The following is a 17,313-nucleotide window of genomic DNA, read 5'->3' on the forward strand; positions in this document are numbered from 1 at the left end:
CTTAGAAGCTTAGCCACTTAGAATCTTACAATCCAAGAACCTTAAATAGGCTTATAAGCTTTAACTTCCCACTTTTTAGCGGTAAGATCTATATAGTTATAATGTAAAACATCATTTTTATCATACTGCCCGTTTTGATTCGTATCTTCTATAGTTCTAAAATACAAACGGTTTTTAGACTCCAACAGACTCCAGTCAATCAATTCTTCAAGATCTGCCGAAACTTTAGTAAAGTTTTCTCCGCTGATATCACTTAAATACAAAGTTTTAATATCGCTGGTGTCAATTTTCCCGTCCTTATTAGTATCAGAATCTGTTAAAGTATAGACCATAATATTATTATGAATTTTATCTGCAACAGGTTTTAAATAAGTAGCGGTTAAAATTAAAATTGGTTTTTCTGATAAAGAACGAATCGAATCTGAATCGACTTTTTGAAATTTTAAATTCTGTAAATATCCTGTTATTTCGTATTCGCCTAAATTAGAAATGGTGAAACTTACATCGTTTACACTAGACGATCCATAACGTGCTTTAGAACCTCTCTCAGAAACCCTTAAATCTCCTACAGGATGAATCAGGTAATCGGTTCCTTCCATTTGAATCGGCAGATCGGCAATCTCAATTTGTGTAGAGTCTGCTTTTGTGACACTAACTTTGTTGGAAGCACCGTAACTTACTTTTGGCTTTTGAACTTCTTCCCGGCAGCTTATAACTGTTCCGACAAGTACTATGGCGATATATTTAAAATATTTTTTCATCTGGATGATTATATACGATTATCAAATATACTATTTTTGATTGTATTTTTTGTTTTTATTGAATTTTACTGTGCAACCGGAATTTAAAATCACAACCTTGCATTTATCTTAACGTTAAAAACCCTCGAAGTCATATAATTCGGAATTGCATATTGATTTTTTGAATACACATCACGAACCCAGGTATTGGTAATCGCGTTCTGATTATTGAAGAGATTAAAGATTTCCAAACCAACAGTTAACTCTTTAAAATTTTTCAGCCAGCCTGTTTTTGTATGTTGCGTACCGCTGTCTACAAAAACTTTAGCAAAACCAATATCGGCTCTTCTGTAATCGTTTAGTCTGTTTTGATATAAATACGGATCTGAATATGCCGGAGCACCTCCTGGTAAACCGGTGTTATAAACCAAATTCAAATATACTTTCACACTTGGAATATTAGGCATATAATCCTGAAAAAGCATCGCAAACTTTAAACGCTGATCCGTCGGACGGGCGATGTAACCTTTGTTCTCGTAATTTTCTTCTGTTTTCATATAACCAAAACTTATCCACGATTCTGTTCCCGGCACAAATTCTCCATTCAATCGAAAATCAAGACCCTGCGCATATGCTGTTGCGTTATTATTGGCAACATAGCGAATTCTCACATTATCAATAGAATATACATTTACATCTGAAAGCGATTTATAATAAAGCTCGGTTACCCACTTAAAAGGGCGGTTCCACATTTTAAAATTATAATCATTACTCAAAACGACATGAACAGATTCCTGAGCTTTTACATTCGGATTTACAACTCCGTCCAAATCTCTCAATTCACGATAAAAAGGCGGTTGATGGTACAATCCTCCCGAGATTCTAAAAACCATATCACGGTCCCAATCTGGTTTTATCGCAAACTGAGCGCGCGGACTTATTACAGTCTGCATTTTTCCTTCTTCTAAAGCCCCTGAAACTTTCCAGCTTTGAAAACGTGCGCCGAGATGATACCAAATTTGGCTGGATCCAATCTCAGACTGTTTGTTCCATTGCACATAACCTGAAAATCTGTTTATAGTGTTAAAATTTGTAGCACGAATATTTTTGTATGGCAGAAGCGGACCAGCATAAGGTGTATACGGCTGGTTGTTTTCTGGTAAAATGACTAAAGGAGGATTGATCGAAAATCCTGCAGAATCAATTACCTCCCACTCCACTACCCGGTCCCGTATAGATTCACTCGTATATTTTAAACCAAATTCTAACTGACTTTCTTTCCAGTCTTTAGTTCCTTTCAGCTCCATATTGGCAATTAAAGCATCCAGATCATTTCTGGCATGATTTAATTGAGAACCTATTCCGCGTGTAAAATCAATTGTTGATGGATTTGTTGGATCTTCCTCGTTTACATTCCCTAACCGATATTGTGCCAGAATATCAAAATGTTCCTGTTCTGTGGTATGAAATAAAGATCCAATTAATTTTAAAGTTAAAGAAGGCGAAACTTTGTAAGTTGTTTTTAAAGCTCCAAAGTAAGTATCATACCTGTCTTTTTCCTGACCTTGGTAATAAACCGAAAGTGCCATTGGCTGATCTAAAGTCCCAAAATTAGTCTGGCGAACCTGAGGCTCATAAGAATATTTATTTTGAGAAATATTTCCTAAAAAGCTCATTTGCCATTTTGCAGAAATATCATAATTAATATTGGTCTGAACGTCTGCAAAGGTAGGTTTGTAGTTCGTCTGAGTATCCTGACTATTGACCAGCAAACTATTATTTCTGTAACGAATACCGGTTACAGCCGACCATTTTTTATTTTTAGAAACCAAATCTACTGAAGCACTTCCACCTAAAAAACTCGCTTCCAGAGAGGCGCCGAATTGTGTTGGCTTTCGATATGTTATATCTAATACAGAAGATAATTTATCTCCAAATTTGGCCTGAAATCCACCTGCAGAAAATTCTACATTCTGAACTAAATCGGTATTCGTAAAACTTAAACCTTCCTGCTGACCTGAACGAATCAGGAACGGACGATATACTTCTACTTCGTTTACATAAACGAGATTTTCGTCATAATTCCCACCGCGAACCATATATTGCGTACTCAGTTCGTTGTTAGAATTTACACCCGGAAGCGTTTTTAAAACATTTTCTATTCCGGCATTTGCACCGGGAATTTTCTTTATGGTTTCGCTGTCGATTGTTGCAATTCCCTGAACTCTTTTTCTGTTTCCCGAAGAAACAAAAACTTCGCCCATTTGTTCCTGTGAATTGTTCATAACCGGATTAAAAACAAAAACTTCATTTGCTTTTAAACTCACCGTTAAACTGATCATTTTTAATGAAACATGTGTAAATATCAGCGAAACTTTTCGGTTTGCGGTAACTGTAATTTCAAAAAAACCATTCGAATCTGATTGTACAGCATTTCCCTGGGACGAAATATTCACACCGGAAACGGGATGTTTTTCTCCATCGAGAATCACTCCTGTAATACGGGCATTTTGAGCCGAAAGGACACAGCAGAAAAACAAAAAAAGAAAAGCGACTATAAACCTGTTGTAACTCAAGGATTTTGGGATTTATTTTTGACTTCTGAAAAAACGAGTTTCAAAGATAGTAGTATTTCCTACATTATCAACAACTTCAATTTTTAAAAAGTTCTCTCCCTCAGCTAAATATTGACTATCAAAAGTATGGGTGATTTTTCTTGTTTTATTTTCATATTCAAACAAAACCCAGGTTCCGTTTAAATATCCGTTATATGATTTAATTCCAGACAACGAATCGCCTATTGTAAACTCTATTTTCTTTTGATCACTTATCCATTTTCCCTCAACAGGTTTTGCAATTTTTATAACCGGAGCAATTGTATCCAGCACCAAACCGTATTGCCCCAAAACTTTTGCCTTGGCAGTAAAAACGTTATCTTTTCTCAGAGTTCCATTGTAACTTGTACCTTTTCCAATGTAAACCTTCTCACGTAATGATGCCGGATAAAGTGAATCTTTTATCGTAATTGTAAAGTTGGAATGTACCGGAACAGTATCATCATGAATATAGATTTTGTTGTTTCTAACATCAAAATTCATATTAAAATCTTCATAAAAAGTCCCCGCCGGGAAGAAAACCGACATGTTATCCTTTTCAAAATTGGTGTCTTTATTATATCTCACAAAATATTTTCCGGTAACGGGCTCAGACTCTATCAGCGGTGTTGCAGCATCATATTCAATAGGAACGGTAACCGAATTTAAATTTCCAAAATAATCTGAAATCTCAATTCTGTAATTCGACTCCAGATTAGGTTCAGCCGTAATCATACCACGAAGTTCGTCCGTATGAATAATACTTAAAGCAAAAGGAGTTTTCATAAAAAGTTTCTGCACACGCTGTCCATTTTTTTTGTATCGCTGATAATCAATAAACGCATTGATATATCGCATTTCGTCAAAAGAATAGGTATTAAACTGATAATTATAATTGGGATTTCCGTTTACAAAAGTAGAAACATTAAAAACCCCATTCTTATTAAAAGAAACATCATCGGTATCTACAGCATTAATTCCAAAACCAATTTTTCCGTTTGTTTTTACCTTAGATGCCAGATAAGTTCCGTCTTTCTGAAGGGTCATATTAACCAATAAAGGCTGTTTAGACTGGTTTACAGTCGAATTATCAAGAGGATAAACATATAAACCTGATAAAGTCGGTTTTTTAGAATCTTTAATATTTTGGTCAAAGCCGAAGAAAATCGGGTTGATCACAAATTCTGTTTTAGAATCCCTGATTTCAAAATGAAGATGAGGTCCTTCTGAAGAACCGGTATTTCCGGAAAGTCCGATAATCTCTCCTTTGGTAACCGGAAGTTCATCGGGCTTAAGGAACATTTCAATTTCATATGCCTTTTCCTTATAATGTGTATTTTTAACATATTCTAAAATTGGTCCGACAGGAGTCTGCAAATGCCCGTAAACCGAGGTATAACCGTTAGGGTGCGTGATGTAAATACATTTACCGTTCCCAAATGTAGAAATTTTAATTCTGGACACATAACCATCTGCAATAGCATGTACACTCAGACCTTCCCTCTGGTTGGTTTTTAAATCGAAACCGGCGTGAAAATGATTGGGTCTTAACTCTCCGAAATTACCGGAAAGCTGCATAGGAATGTCAAGTGGCGGGCGAAAATAATCTTTAGGATATTGCGTCTGGGCAAGTATAGAATTACAAATAATAAGGGCAAGTACAGATAATCTCATAAACAACATTTTTGCTAAGATAGAAAATTAACAGGGTAAAACCGAGTATTTGCTTGTAAAAATACAATTAACTGAAATTCATCAATTTGATTATTTTTAACGCAAAAAAATCGAGAAAAAATTGCATTAATAAAAAGGAATACTAACTTTGTATGATTAAGTAATGAATAGGATGTATAATGAGTGTAATTGCCGAAATAATTGATACTCTTGAATATAAAGTCGAAAAGCTTTTTGAAAAATCAAAAGGTTTGGAGGGAAATAATCAGGCTTTACGATTAGAATTAGCCAAAGCTGCGCAAATTATCCAGAAACAATCTGAGGAAATGGAAGCTTTGAAAAAGCAAAATGAAACACTTAAGATCGCCAATTCGTTGCTTGGCAGCGACAATAACAAGAGAGAGACAAAGCTTAAAATAAATTCATTAATTCGCGAAATTGATTACTGTATAACACAATTATCAGATTAGTAATATGGACGGAAAGCTTAAAATTAAAATATCAATTGCCGACCGAGTTTACCCGCTTACGGTTGAACCCGCTCAGGAAGAAGGACTTAGAAGCGCTTCTAAAAAAATTGATGCTATGATTAAGCAATTCGAAGAAAATTATGCAGTTCGTGACAAACAAGATGTACTGGCTATGTGCGCATTGCAGTTTGCATCGCAAGTAGAACAAAAACAGATTGATAACGCAATCGATGGAGAAGACACCATTGAGAGAATTAAAAAATTAAATTCGCTTTTAGATCAATATCTCGAAAATTAAACGTTCTTTACAAAAACTAAGATACTGCCTACATTAGTTCACAATTGGTAAACTCAACACTAACAATTTAGAATGAGCAAATCGTCGCTACTATAGTATGCCATGCTTCGGCTTGGAAACTTGAACAGTGAGTTAGCTCAAAACTTGTCTTTACGAGTTTATTCAAGCAATTAATGTAGGCTTTTTTTATATATAAACCCTAATAAACATGGACACCATAACGATCATTATTGGTATTGTAGGTATTGCAGCAGGATTCGCAATAGCTAAAATTATCGAGAAAAGTAATATTTCAAACTTAATCAAAAACGCTAAAAAAGAAGCAGCTTCCATTTTAAAAGACGCCAATTTAGAAGCAGAAAATATTAAAAAAGACAAAATCCTTCAGGCAAAAGAGCGTTTTATTGAATTAAAATCAGAACATGAACAAGTTATTCTGGCAAGAGACAAAAAAGTTGCAGAAGTAGAAAAACGCGTTCGCGACAAGGAATCTCAGGTTTCTAACGAACTTTCTAAAGCTAAAAAAGTAAATGATGATTTTGAAGCTAAAACTTTAGAGTTTGCAACTAAAATTGAAGTATTAGACAAAAAACAAGCTGAAGTAGACAAACTTCACAAAAGTCAGTTACAACAATTAGAAGTAATATCTGGACTTTCTGCCGAAGAAGCAAAAGAACAACTGGTTGAAGGTTTAAAAGCAGAAGCTAAAACCAAAGCAATGTCTCACATTCAGGAAACTATAGAAGAGGCAAAACTTACAGCTCAGCAGGAAGCGAAGAAAATCATTATCAATACGATTCAGAGAGTTGGAACTGAGGAAGCGGTTGAAAATTGCGTTTCTGTTTTCAACATCGAATCTGACGATGTAAAAGGTAGAATTATTGGACGTGAAGGACGTAACATCAGAGCGCTTGAAGCTGCAACAGGAGTTGAAATCATCGTTGATGACACACCAGAAGCTATTATTCTTTCTTGTTTTGATCCTGTTCGTAGAGAAATTGCCCGTTTGTCTTTACACAAATTAGTAACAGACGGACGTATTCACCCTGCAAGAATTGAAGAGGTTGTTTCTAAAACAGCAAAACAAATCGACGACGAAATTATCGAAGTAGGAAAACGTACTGTTATCGACTTAGGAATTCACGGTTTACATCCTGAATTGATCAAAGTAGTCGGAAGAATGAAATACCGTTCTTCTTACGGACAAAATTTATTGCAGCACTCAAGAGAAGTTTCTAAACTTTGCGGTATCATGGCTGCAGAATTAGGACTGAATGTAAAATTGGCTAAAAGAGCCGGTTTATTACATGATATTGGTAAAGTGCCGGATACAGAAAGTGATTTACCACACGCATTGTTAGGAATGCAGTGGGCTGAGAAATACGGTGAAAAAGAAGAAGTGTGCAATGCAATTGGAGCGCACCACGACGAGATTGAGATGAAATCTTTACTTTCTCCGATTATTCAGGTTTGTGATGCTATTTCGGGAGCAAGACCAGGCGCAAGACGTCAGGTTCTGGATTCTTATATCCAGCGTCTGAAAGATCTTGAAGATGTAGCTTACGGATTTAGCGGCGTTAAAAACGCTTACGCAATTCAGGCAGGTAGAGAGCTTCGTGTAATTGTAGAAAGTGAAAAAGTTTCTGATGACAATGCTGCAAACTTATCTTTTGAAATTTCACAAAAAATTCAAACTGAAATGACTTATCCAGGTCAGGTAAAAGTTACTGTTATCAGAGAAACAAGAGCAGTTAATATTGCGAAATAATTCTCATCTTATATAAAATAATAAAGGCTGTCAATCGACAGCCTTTATTATTTTATAATTTTTTTGTTACATATCATTAAAAACGATTTTAAAACTTGTTCCCACTCCTACTTCACTTTCTACCAGAACAGTCCCTTTCATCGCTTCGATTTGATTTCTGGTAATATATAATCCAATTCCACGGGCTTCCTCATGTTTATGAAAGGTCTTATACATTCCAAATAACAAATCTCCGTAAACTTTTAAATCTATTCCCAATCCATTGTCTGTAATTGTAAGCGATTTAAAACCCTCAGGCTCCAGTGCAAAATCAAAAGCAATAACAGGATCACGATCCGGATGCGCATATTTTATTGCATTGGTTGTAAAATTCAATAAAACACTTTCCAAGTAAGCAGGATTAAAATTAATCGTCAAATATTTGGGTACATTATTTATAATTGTTACGTTTCGCTGTTTGTCATAACCTTTTATAGTAGATATTGTTTTTTCGATATATTCACATAGTTTGAGCGGAACCACAGCAATATTAATATTACTTTGTGTCTTTACAATCTGCGTCAGGTTCGCAATTGTTTCGTTCAGATCGTTGGAGACCGTACGCAGATGTTGCAGCATTTCTTCCATCGTTTGTTTATTAACATCTGCATCTATAAAATCCAGAATCGATTTTATATTTCCGGCCTGAGTATTTAAATTATGCGAAACAATATGGGAAAAATTGAGCAGTCGGCTGTTCTGATCACTGTACAATTTCATAGTTTTGACCAATTCCAGTTCTTTTTCTTTTTGAGCAGAAACATCGGTGTGGGTACCTATAACACGCAAAGGTTTTCCGTTTTCATCGCGTTTTATTACTTTTCCTCGGTCTAAAATCCATTTGTAATTGCCACTTGATGTCATTACACGATGATAATTTTCGTAAAACGGAATTTTATTATCAAAATGCTCCTGAATATCTGAATAATATTTTGGAAGATCCTCGGGATGCACAATTTTATCCCAACGCTCCGGATCATCAAAAATATCATTTGATTCTAACTCTAAAATTTTAAGGGATAAAGACGAATAGAAAACACTATTTGTTACCATATCCCAATCCCATATACCCACTGTAGAAGCATCGAGAGCAAACTGAAAACGTTCTTCTGATATTTTAAGTTTCTCTTCTTTATCTTTTAATTCTGTAATATCTGAAACGTGGCCATAAAAAATTACTTTACCATCATAAGACGATTCTGTTTTGGAAGAAATTTTAAACCAACGCATTCCCTTAACAGGAAGATTAGCTCTGAATTCGATTTCCCATGGTTTGATTTCTCTTTTAGCTTCCACCAAAGACTTAAAAAAATAATCACGATCCTGAGGAATGATACGTTCGTAAATTATCAACTTACTTTCATTAGTAAAATCTGCTGCAGAAAGTTCGAATATTTCGTCTGCTGATTTACTTACAAGAGGGAAAGAGTATTTATTATCTGCATCAATTACAAATTGAAATAATAAATCGGGCATTTCGGCCAACAATTTTTTATAAAAATTATTTACCTCAAGGCAATCGTCATTTCTATATATGTCAAATACCATATTCTACCTTATTAAAGTAAATAATCATTCAAAAATTTGTTTCGAAAAAAAGTTAAAAAATCACAATTATCGGTCATTTTGTTTTTATTGAAACAAGATTTTAACACAATATATAAATTTTTGTAATAATAACTCAAAAATTGCCAAATTATTTTCTTGGATGAAAACTATGCATCACTTCTTTGAGGAAACTACGGTCTAAATGTACATAGATTTCTGTAGTGGTAATAGACTCATGACCAAGCATTAACTGAATGGATCTTAAATCTGCACCGTTTTCCAACAGGTGAGTAGCGAAAGAATGACGCAGCGTATGCGGACTTATACTTTTTTTTAATCCCACCTTTTCGGCCAAATCCTTGATAATAGTAAATACCATCGCGCGTGTAAGTTGATTTCCGCGTCTGTTTAAAAACAAGGTATCTTCTGCACCTTTTTTGATATTTAAATTAGTTCGTATTGCTGTTCTGTAAATATCAATATATTTTTGAGTTAACGGACCGATTGGTACAAACCGCTCCTTATTTCCCTTTCCGGTAATTTTTATAAATCCTTCGTCAAAAAACAAATCTGAAATTTTGAGAGAAATTAATTCCGACACCCGCAGTCCGCATCCATAAAGGGTTTCGAGCATAGCCCTGTTACGCTCCCCTTCATTAGTGCTCAAATCAATATTTTCAATTAAATTGTCAATTTCTTCAAGAGAAAGCGTATCGGGAAGTTTTCGACCCGTTTTTGGCGCTTCTATTAATTCCAGCGGATTATCATTTCTGTAATCTTCAAAAATCAGATAATTAAAGAAACTTTTCAGCCCTGAAATAATCCTGGCCTGTGATCTCGGATTTAGTTCCTTCGCAACTGTATAAATAAACTGCTGCAATGTTTCTTCGGAGATTTTTACAGGAGAAACATCGATTTGATTGGTTTCTAAGAACAGACACAATCGTTCGATATCAAAACCATAGTTTTCGATTGTGTTTTTAGACAAACCTCTCTCAATCCTTAAGTAGGATTGATAATCTTTTATATATCGGCTCCAATTCATAATACAAAAATAAGTGATTTTTCTGCATAAAAAAACCTTCCTTTATGAGGAAGGTGAACCATAAATATACATAAGTTAGAACTTATAGTTAAATCCTAAATTTAAAGAAGAAATAGTATAGTCATCTACAATTCCTTTATACGAAGCAAACAACTCTATTCTCTTTGTTTGATAGCCAAACTTTGGCTGAAATAAAATTGCGCGATCTAAATCTCCATTGACATTAAGAGCAAATCCAAGGTCTGCACCTGTAAACCATTTATCGGATAAGGAATATTGAGCTGTTCCTGCTAGGGGTACAAAATTCTGATTTGTACTTCTTGTCATTGGCCCATACTGACCCATGTAGGTTTTACTAATATACATCGTGTAGCCAGTAGTTACTCCCGCACTAAACTTATCAGTAACACCCCATAAATAAGCTGCATCAAGCCCCATATTCACATCAAATAACTCATAAGATTTACTAATTGGAAGACCGACATGAGCTCCAATCTTAAAATGATTATCTTGAGCATTGACAACACCAAATAGTAATAAGGTAACTACGGAAAGAATAATTGTTTTCATTTTCGATATTAGATTAAATTTGTTGCGCAAATATAATCTAATACTTACGAAAAAAAATATATTTTAACACTAAAAACATTATATAAAAAAAGCTTTCCAAATGGAAAGCCTTTAAAATTTCTTTACATAAAGATTAGAACTTATATGCTAAAGAAAGCTGTAAATTACTATTTTTTGCGCTGTTGTATAATTCTTCTGAACTATCAATATCATCATCCCAAAGTGGAGATAAACCAATAGTATAACGAAGGCCAATTGACAGATTATCAGTAAAACTATAACCTGCTCCAACATTAAATCCAAAATCTACAGACTTTGTATCATCTTTAATATCAAAATCTTCAGCTTTAGCAGATAATAAAATTCCCAATTGTGGCCCAGCTTCAACATTAAATTTTTTATCTACAATATAATATTTTGCTATAACTGGAATATTTAAATAATTTAATTTGATGTCTATATCAGATCCCAAATCATCTGCTTTCGTTCCTTGCGCAGAAAACAAAACCTCAGGTTGAATATAAAACTTTTCAACCACATGAATCTCAGCTAAACCACCAACGTGGAAACCAACAAGTGATTTAGTATTTTCTACGTCCCCGCCTACTACGGTCGAAAGATTAAGTCCTCCTTTTATTCCAAATCTGGTTGACTGAGCATTTGTAAATGCAAAAGCCATAATTGCAATGGCAGATAAAATTATTTTTTTCATTTTAATTTGTTTTGAGTTAAAATTAATTATATCAAATATAAAAATATTCTTCACAAAAAGGCATTTGGAATTTAACAAATAAAGTAGTATTATATGTATAAATTGTTAAATTATCTCATTGGAAATGTATCTAACACAAAACAGAAAGCCTCTCCTAAATTGGAGAGGCTCTCAAAAAAAACTAACTAAATTTCTTTAAAATTTATACAAAACTCCAAAATTTACAGCTCCCAAATCAGAACCTAAATAGAAGGAATTTGTTTTCTCGGCTCCGTGACCACCATTATTGTTAACACTGTATTCTAAACCAGCCCAATTAGCTTCAATAGCAAAATGGTTAGATAAGAAATAACTCATTCCCAATCCTAATCCTAAACCAAGCTCATTAGATTTAAAATCTCCTGGTTTAACTTTGTATCCTGTGTAATCTACACCTAATTGCCCGAATACAGAAAATTGAGATGCTGGTGTGAAATAATATCTACCAAAAGCTCCCACTTTAAATGCAGATGTTTTAATTTCATTTTCATCTTTTAAAGATGTGAAACCTAATTTTCCTCCAAGAGCAATATTTTCAGAAACAAAATATCCTGCTTGAGGTACCAACTCAAATCCATTTGATTTACTGTCACCTGTTTTCTGAGATGCAATTCCTACTGATCCTGCAATAAAGGTATCTCCTTTAGAAAACCCCGTTGTTTGAGCATTTGCAAACGAAAATCCTAATACTGCGATAGCAGCTAAAACAATTTTTTTCATAATTTTTAAATATTAATTTTGATTTATTACGGACAAAACTAAGATTAGACTTACAAAAAAAACTCCACAAGAAGTTTAAAAAGTATTAAAATAAGGCAGAAAAAATCAAACTGATTATCAATTAGATACCTATAAAATCGGGATATCTTACAGGCCAAAAGTGTATTTGAGTGGGAATTTTATTAATTATTTAATCTAAAACATAATACAATAAAACGCCAAATGTGTAGTTTTGAATCATAAATAACATTAAAAAATACCAAAATTTAAAAAACACTTTTATGAAAAAAATAATTGTAGCCGCTGTATTGTTCCTAGCAACATCAGCAACGATGAATGCTCAATTTGTTCAAATCGGAGTTAAAGCAGGGGTTAACTTTGCTAATCAAACAGGAGGTTCTGACTTTAATGGAATATCTGTTGACAAAGAAGGTATTACAAGTTACCACGCAGGTCTTGTAGCTGAACTTAAATTATTAGAAAAGTTCTCAATTCAGCCAGAGCTTTTGTACACAACACAAGGTGCAACTTATAAAAATGCTATTTCAGAATTTAAAAACGAAATGGGTTACATTGCTATTCCGGTAATGGCAAAAATTTATATGACTAAATCACTTAGCTTAGAACTTGGTCCACAGGCTTCATTTCTTGTGAGCAATAAAAAAGAATTCGACGTTGCAGATCCAAAAACTTTTGACTTTTCTCTTAATGCAGGTTTAGGATTAAAAGTTGTAGGAGGACTTTTTGTTCAGGCACGTTACGGTATAGGTCTGACAGAAGTTTCAGAAGAAGCAGATTTTAAAAACTCTGTATTCCAACTTTCAGCTGGATACATGTTCTAAAAAGAATATCACATACTTTTATAAAAACCGCTCTATTTATTAGCGCGGTTTTTTTATTTTTACACTTTAGTGAAATGATTTTGTAAAACGTATTTCACATCATCTAATTATAAAGAAATTACCTTATGAAAATCTGTATTATCAACGGACCAAATCTGAATCTTTTAGGCAAACGTGAACCGGAAGTTTACGGAAGTCAAACCTTTGAAGATTATTTTGAAACGTTGAAACAAAAATTTCCCAATATCGAACTTTTCTATTATCAAAGTAATATTGAAGGAGAATTGATTGGTAAAATTCAGGAAACAGGTTTTTCTTTTGACGGTATTATTCTCAATGCCGGCGCTTACACGCATACTTCTATTGGTCTTGGCGACGCCATTAAAGCCGTGACAACTCCGGTGATCGAAGTTCATATTTCGAATACCTATGCCCGTGAAAGTTTCAGACATCAGTCCTATCTGTCAGGAAATGCTAAAGGCGTTATCTTAGGTTTTGGCCTTAAAAGTTACGAACTAGCGATTCAGTCTTTTATGTAGAATGATTTGAACATTCTTTAGAGTGTTTGTCTTCCTGAGCGAAGTTGAAGGAATCTTAACAAGAAAGGCTTCGGCTTCTGCCAGCCCTGCAACTTTTCTATATATTAATTGCAATTTTAGTCTCTCACAATTTAACAAATTATTAATAGGCTCAGATTTAAGTTGTTCTATTTTTGTAGGAGATACCACAGTTCATGAGAAACTTTACTTTAGTTGCATTTTTATTTTTTTCTATTTCAAACTTTGCTCAAATCAAGGGGATTATAACAGACGAAAAAGGAAATCCTTTGCCTTATGTATCTGTTTTTGAAGAAACCACTTATACGGGAACCACTTCTAACGAACAGGGAAAATACCAGCTCAATGTAAAAGAACCCGGAAAAAACAAAATCATTTTTCAGTATCTGGGTTTCAAAACTCAAAAAATTACCGTTACACCAGAATCAAAAACAATCACTTTGGATGTTAGGCTTCAGGAAGAAAGTTTTTCCTTAAATGAAGTAATTATCGATCCTAAAAATAATCCGGCGAATGCCATTATAAAAAGTGCTATCGCGAATAAAAAAGAGAATTCAGATAAAACAGGAAAGTTTACTGCCGATTTTTATTCGAAAGGAATGTTTAAAGTAAAAGATCTGCCTAAAAAAATACTGGGACAAAAAGTTGATCTGGGTGCCGATATGGCGTCTAATCTCGATTCTACCGGAACCGGTATTTTGTATTTGTCTGAAACTATTTCCAAAGTAAGCTTTGAAAAACCGGACAAGTTAAAAGAAAAAATTATTGCTTCAAAAGTCTCCGGAAACAACAGAGGTTACAGCTACAACACGGCAGCTCTGTCTACTTATGATTTCTACGATAACGCCGTAGATTTTGACATCAAACTTATTTCTCCAATCGCAGATAATGCTTTTAGTTATTATAAATATAAACTCGAAAGCACATTTTATGACGATAATAATCAGCAGGTTTACAAGATTAAGGTTATTCCGAAACGTGATAAAGAACCTGTTTTTGAAGGTTACATTTATATTGTAGACGACAGTTTTGCAATTTATGCCATAGATCTGGAAATTAAAGGGTACCGAATGAAAAATGAGTTTACCGAGGTTATGAATTTAAAACAGAGCTTTAGTTACAACTCACAAAATAAAATCTGGTCTAAAAATGCTCAGACTCTTTCTTTTACTGCCGGATTTTTTGGCGTAAAATTTTCCGGAAACTTTAATTATGTTTATTCTAATTATGAATTTCCTGCTGCTTTTGAGAAAAAAACTTTCGGAAATGAAATTGTCGCTTTTGATACTAATGCCAACAAAAAAGACGATGCATTCTGGAATGAAATTCGCCCCATTCCATTGACAATAGAAGAAAGCAGTGATTACGCAAAGAAAGACAGTTTACAGTTGATTCGAAAATCACAAAAATATACTGACTCGGTTGACGCCAAAAATAATAAGTTCAAAGTCTGGGATATTTTAATGGGTTATGACTACAAAAACACCTTTAAGAAATATTCTTTTGATTATAAAGGTTTATTAAATATTGCTTCTTTAAGTTTCAATACCGTTCAGGGATTTAATCTGGATTCCGGATTTTCTTTTAAAAAATGGAATGAAGAAGAAGGAAAAAGTACAACGATAGGCACAACTTTTAATTATGGTTTTTCCGATGAGCGTTTTCGGGTTACGGGAGAATTTAGCCATAGATTCAACACCATTAATTATGCGACGATTTGGGGTGCAGGAGGCACTAAAACAGCGCAGTTTAATAACGCAGAACCTATTTCTAAGTTTGTCAATTCTATCAGTTCTTTGTTTTTTAAAGACAATTATATGAAATTATATAACTTAGAATTTGTTGAAGTTAATTACGGACAAGACATTGCAAACGGAATTAACCTGACAGGAAAAATTGGCTACGAACAACGAAAACCTCTCTTTAACACAACTGATTATTCATTCTTTAAAAGAGATGATTTTTATTCTTCTAATAATCCCTGGGCGCCAGATGATTTTAGTACTCCGGCTTTCAGTCAGCATCATTTGTTTAAAGCCCTTTTTACAACCAGAATAAACTTCGGCAACAAATACATTTCCAGACCTGACGGAAGATATAATTTTAAAAATGATAAATATCCAACGGTATACTTAGCTTTTGAAAAAGCATTTGCCGGTAGTGAAAAAAAATATGAATATGAAAGAATCGGTGCTTCTGTTCAATACGATTTATCTCTTGGGAATAAAGGAGTCTTGGGAACCAATTTCAGAGCCGGGAAATTCTTTAATGCAGAGAATATTTCTTTTATTGATTACAGACATTTTAACGGAAACCAAACGCATATCGGTACAAGTTCCCGTTACTTAAATGTTTTCAATTTAATGCCTTATTACACCAATAGTACCAACGACAGTTACTTTGAATTACATTCGGAATACAATGATGCCGGATTTTTTATGAATAAAATTCCGTTGTTAAATCTTTTAAAATCAACTATGAATATTGGGTTTCATTCGCTGGCACTTCCCGATCGTAATCCGTATACAGAATTTACTGTCGGTTTGGATAACTTAGGTTTCGGAAAGTTTAAATTATTCAGAGTCGATTATGTTCATTCTTACCAAAGCGGCGTTCAGCAAAATGGAGTTGTTTTTGGATTGAAGATTTTGAATGTATTAGATTAAGGCTCATAGCGACAAAGGTTCAAAGGTTCAAAGTTTAAAAGCTTTGTCCCTTTGAACCTTTGTAACTTTGTAACTTTGCACCTCTAACAGTGATAATCATCCGGTTCAATATGAATCAGCACATTTCCCAACTGTGGAATCTTTTCTTTTAAAGTATCCTGCAGTTTATGAGACAAATCATGACCTTCCTTAACCGAGATTTCAGCTGAAACAATCGCATGAAGATCTACGTGATAACGCATTCCCGCTTTTCTGATGTAGCATTTTTCTGTTCCTAAAATTCCCGGAACGGTTAAAGAGACAACACGAATTTCTTCTACCAGATCATCATTTAAATTTTCATCCATAATTTCGCCAAGTGCCGGCCTGAAGATTTTATAACTGTTATACAAAATAAAACAAGCTGCAAAAAGCGCTGCCCAGTCGTCTGCAGATTCGTAACCTTTGCCCATGATCAACGCAAATGAAATTCCGATAAAAGCAGCAACAGAAGTTATAGCATCACTGCGATGATGCCAGGCATCTGCGGCAAGTGCAGAACTATTAGTCTGTTTGCTTCGATTCATTACTAAACGAAACGAATATTCCTTCCAGATTATAATGGCCCCCAGAACATATAAAGTCCACGACTTTGGTAAATCATGTGATGTCTGAATATTGGCAATACTTTCGTAACCAATTATTGTGGCCGAAGTAATTAAAAATCCAACAACCAAAAATGTAATTAAAGGTTCTGCGCGTCCATGCCCGTACGGATGGTTTTCATCTGCCGGTTTATTTGAATATTTGATTCCGAACAACACCAGAAATGACGAAAATATATCTGTCGTCGATTCTATTGCGTCTGCAATCAGGGCGTAAGAATTGCCAAAAAAACCTGCCAATCCTTTTATCAAGGCCAGGCAGGTATTTCCGACAATACTAAAGTATGTAGCTTTTACAGCTTTTTGTTCGTTTGTCATTTAGTGACATTTATTTTCTCTCCGCCACGAATTCACGAATTATTTTTATAATCCTTTAAGATTGAAATT

Annotated in this window: 15 protein-coding genes; 6 read left to right on the forward strand and 9 right to left on the reverse strand. The window is 34.2% G+C overall.

The features are described 5' to 3' along the window. Positions 1-41 precede the first annotated feature (41 nt). The 3 genes from ABEB31_RS16330 to ABEB31_RS16340 all read right to left on the reverse strand — a co-directional run bounded on the left by ABEB31_RS16330 (position 42) and on the right by ABEB31_RS16340 (position 5,008). Entirely contained in the window at positions 42-761 is a 720-nt protein-coding gene (locus ABEB31_RS16330; protein WP_347052719.1) for a CREC-EF hand family protein, read from the reverse strand. A gap of 89 nt (positions 762-850) precedes the next feature. Next, positions 851-3,316: a TonB-dependent receptor gene (locus ABEB31_RS16335; RefSeq protein ID WP_347052720.1), complete on the reverse strand. Its 2,466-nt coding sequence runs from the start codon at positions 3,314-3,316 to the stop codon at positions 851-853. 12 nt (positions 3,317-3,328) lie between these two features. Further along, positions 3,329-5,008: a M23 family metallopeptidase gene (locus ABEB31_RS16340; RefSeq protein ID WP_347052721.1), complete on the reverse strand. Its 1,680-nt coding sequence runs from the start codon at positions 5,006-5,008 to the stop codon at positions 3,329-3,331. 179 nt (positions 5,009-5,187) lie between these two features. On the opposite strand from ABEB31_RS16340, the gene ABEB31_RS16345 reads away from it, so the two are divergent. The 3 genes from ABEB31_RS16345 (at position 5,188) to rny (ending at position 7,544) form a co-directional block, all read left to right on the forward strand. Continuing rightward, positions 5,188-5,478, forward strand: a complete 291-nt coding sequence (locus ABEB31_RS16345; RefSeq protein ID WP_347052723.1) for a hypothetical protein — start codon at positions 5,188-5,190, stop codon at positions 5,476-5,478. Positions 5,479-5,482: 4 nt separating this feature from the next. Continuing rightward, positions 5,483-5,776, forward strand: a complete 294-nt coding sequence (locus ABEB31_RS16350; protein WP_347052725.1) for a cell division protein ZapA — start codon at positions 5,483-5,485, stop codon at positions 5,774-5,776. A 208-nt stretch (positions 5,777-5,984) separates the two neighbouring features. Beyond that, positions 5,985-7,544 carry a ribonuclease Y gene (rny, locus tag ABEB31_RS16355; protein WP_347052726.1) on the forward strand — a complete coding sequence of 520 codons (1,560 nt, stop codon included), beginning with the start codon at positions 5,985-5,987 and terminating at the stop codon, positions 7,542-7,544. Positions 7,545-7,610: 66 nt separating this feature from the next. Here rny and ABEB31_RS16360 read toward each other — a convergent pair whose 3' ends face one another. The 5 genes from ABEB31_RS16360 to ABEB31_RS16380 form a co-directional block, all read right to left on the reverse strand. Further along, positions 7,611-9,131, reverse strand: coding sequence for a PAS domain-containing sensor histidine kinase (locus ABEB31_RS16360; protein ID WP_347052727.1), 1,521 nt, complete (start codon positions 9,129-9,131; stop codon positions 7,611-7,613). A gap of 148 nt (positions 9,132-9,279) precedes the next feature. Next, entirely contained in the window at positions 9,280-10,176 is an 897-nt protein-coding gene (gene xerD, locus ABEB31_RS16365; RefSeq protein ID WP_347052728.1) for a site-specific tyrosine recombinase XerD, read from the reverse strand. 75 nt (positions 10,177-10,251) lie between these two features. Beyond that, positions 10,252-10,746: a hypothetical protein gene (locus ABEB31_RS16370; protein ID WP_347052729.1), complete on the reverse strand. Its 495-nt coding sequence runs from the start codon at positions 10,744-10,746 to the stop codon at positions 10,252-10,254. A 133-nt stretch (positions 10,747-10,879) separates the two neighbouring features. Next, on the reverse strand, positions 10,880-11,458 hold the full coding sequence (locus tag ABEB31_RS16375) for a porin family protein (RefSeq protein WP_347052730.1): 579 nt from the start codon (positions 11,456-11,458) through the stop codon (positions 10,880-10,882). Between the two features lie 195 nt (positions 11,459-11,653). Further along, positions 11,654-12,217 carry an outer membrane beta-barrel protein gene (locus ABEB31_RS16380; RefSeq protein ID WP_347052731.1) on the reverse strand — a complete coding sequence of 188 codons (564 nt, stop codon included), beginning with the start codon at positions 12,215-12,217 and terminating at the stop codon, positions 11,654-11,656. 281 nt (positions 12,218-12,498) lie between these two features. Here ABEB31_RS16380 and ABEB31_RS16385 point away from each other — a divergent pair, with 281 nt between their 5' ends. The 3 genes from ABEB31_RS16385 to ABEB31_RS16395 all read left to right on the forward strand — a co-directional run bounded on the left by ABEB31_RS16385 (position 12,499) and on the right by ABEB31_RS16395 (position 16,282). Further along, positions 12,499-13,059, forward strand: coding sequence for a porin family protein (locus ABEB31_RS16385; RefSeq protein ID WP_347052732.1), 561 nt, complete (start codon positions 12,499-12,501; stop codon positions 13,057-13,059). Between the two features lie 125 nt (positions 13,060-13,184). Beyond that, positions 13,185-13,598, forward strand: a complete 414-nt coding sequence (aroQ, locus tag ABEB31_RS16390; RefSeq protein WP_347052733.1) for a type II 3-dehydroquinate dehydratase — start codon at positions 13,185-13,187, stop codon at positions 13,596-13,598. A 194-nt stretch (positions 13,599-13,792) separates the two neighbouring features. Then, complete coding sequence (locus ABEB31_RS16395; RefSeq protein ID WP_347052734.1) at positions 13,793-16,282, forward strand: DUF5686 and carboxypeptidase regulatory-like domain-containing protein; 2,490 nt, start codon at positions 13,793-13,795, stop codon at positions 16,280-16,282. An 83-nt stretch (positions 16,283-16,365) separates the two neighbouring features. Here ABEB31_RS16395 and ABEB31_RS16400 read toward each other — a convergent pair whose 3' ends face one another. Continuing rightward, on the reverse strand, positions 16,366-17,244 hold the full coding sequence (locus tag ABEB31_RS16400) for a cation diffusion facilitator family transporter (protein ID WP_347052735.1): 879 nt from the start codon (positions 17,242-17,244) through the stop codon (positions 16,366-16,368). Positions 17,245-17,313: the final 69 nt, after the last annotated feature.

Origin of the sequence: Flavobacterium olei (genome assembly GCF_039749035.1) — a bacterium.
Taxonomy (GTDB): Bacteria; Bacteroidota; Bacteroidia; order Flavobacteriales; family Flavobacteriaceae; genus Flavobacterium; species Flavobacterium olei.

Excerpts from the sequence above, each read along its gene's own strand:
- ABEB31_RS16330 (WP_347052719.1), bottom strand. The coding sequence starts at position 761 with ATGAAAAAATATTTTAAATATATCGCCATAGTACTTGTCGGAACAGTT.
- ABEB31_RS16340 (WP_347052721.1), bottom strand. The coding sequence starts at position 5,008 with ATGAGATTATCTGTACTTGCCCTTATTATTTGTAATTCTATACTTGCC.
- ABEB31_RS16345 (WP_347052723.1), top strand. The coding sequence starts at position 5,188 with ATGAGTGTAATTGCCGAAATAATTGATACTCTTGAATATAAAGTCGAA.
- ABEB31_RS16350 (WP_347052725.1), top strand. The coding sequence starts at position 5,483 with ATGGACGGAAAGCTTAAAATTAAAATATCAATTGCCGACCGAGTTTAC.
- rny (WP_347052726.1), top strand. The coding sequence starts at position 5,985 with ATGGACACCATAACGATCATTATTGGTATTGTAGGTATTGCAGCAGGA.
- ABEB31_RS16360 (WP_347052727.1), bottom strand. The coding sequence starts at position 9,131 with ATGGTATTTGACATATATAGAAATGACGATTGCCTTGAGGTAAATAAT.
- xerD (WP_347052728.1), bottom strand. The coding sequence starts at position 10,176 with ATGAATTGGAGCCGATATATAAAAGATTATCAATCCTACTTAAGGATT.
- ABEB31_RS16370 (WP_347052729.1), bottom strand. The coding sequence starts at position 10,746 with ATGAAAACAATTATTCTTTCCGTAGTTACCTTATTACTATTTGGTGTT.
- ABEB31_RS16375 (WP_347052730.1), bottom strand. The coding sequence starts at position 11,458 with ATGAAAAAAATAATTTTATCTGCCATTGCAATTATGGCTTTTGCATTT.
- ABEB31_RS16380 (WP_347052731.1), bottom strand. The coding sequence starts at position 12,217 with ATGAAAAAAATTGTTTTAGCTGCTATCGCAGTATTAGGATTTTCGTTT.
- ABEB31_RS16385 (WP_347052732.1), top strand. The coding sequence starts at position 12,499 with ATGAAAAAAATAATTGTAGCCGCTGTATTGTTCCTAGCAACATCAGCA.
- aroQ (WP_347052733.1), top strand. The coding sequence starts at position 13,185 with ATGAAAATCTGTATTATCAACGGACCAAATCTGAATCTTTTAGGCAAA.
- ABEB31_RS16395 (WP_347052734.1), top strand. The coding sequence starts at position 13,793 with ATGAGAAACTTTACTTTAGTTGCATTTTTATTTTTTTCTATTTCAAAC.
- ABEB31_RS16400 (WP_347052735.1), bottom strand. The coding sequence starts at position 17,244 with ATGACAAACGAACAAAAAGCTGTAAAAGCTACATACTTTAGTATTGTC.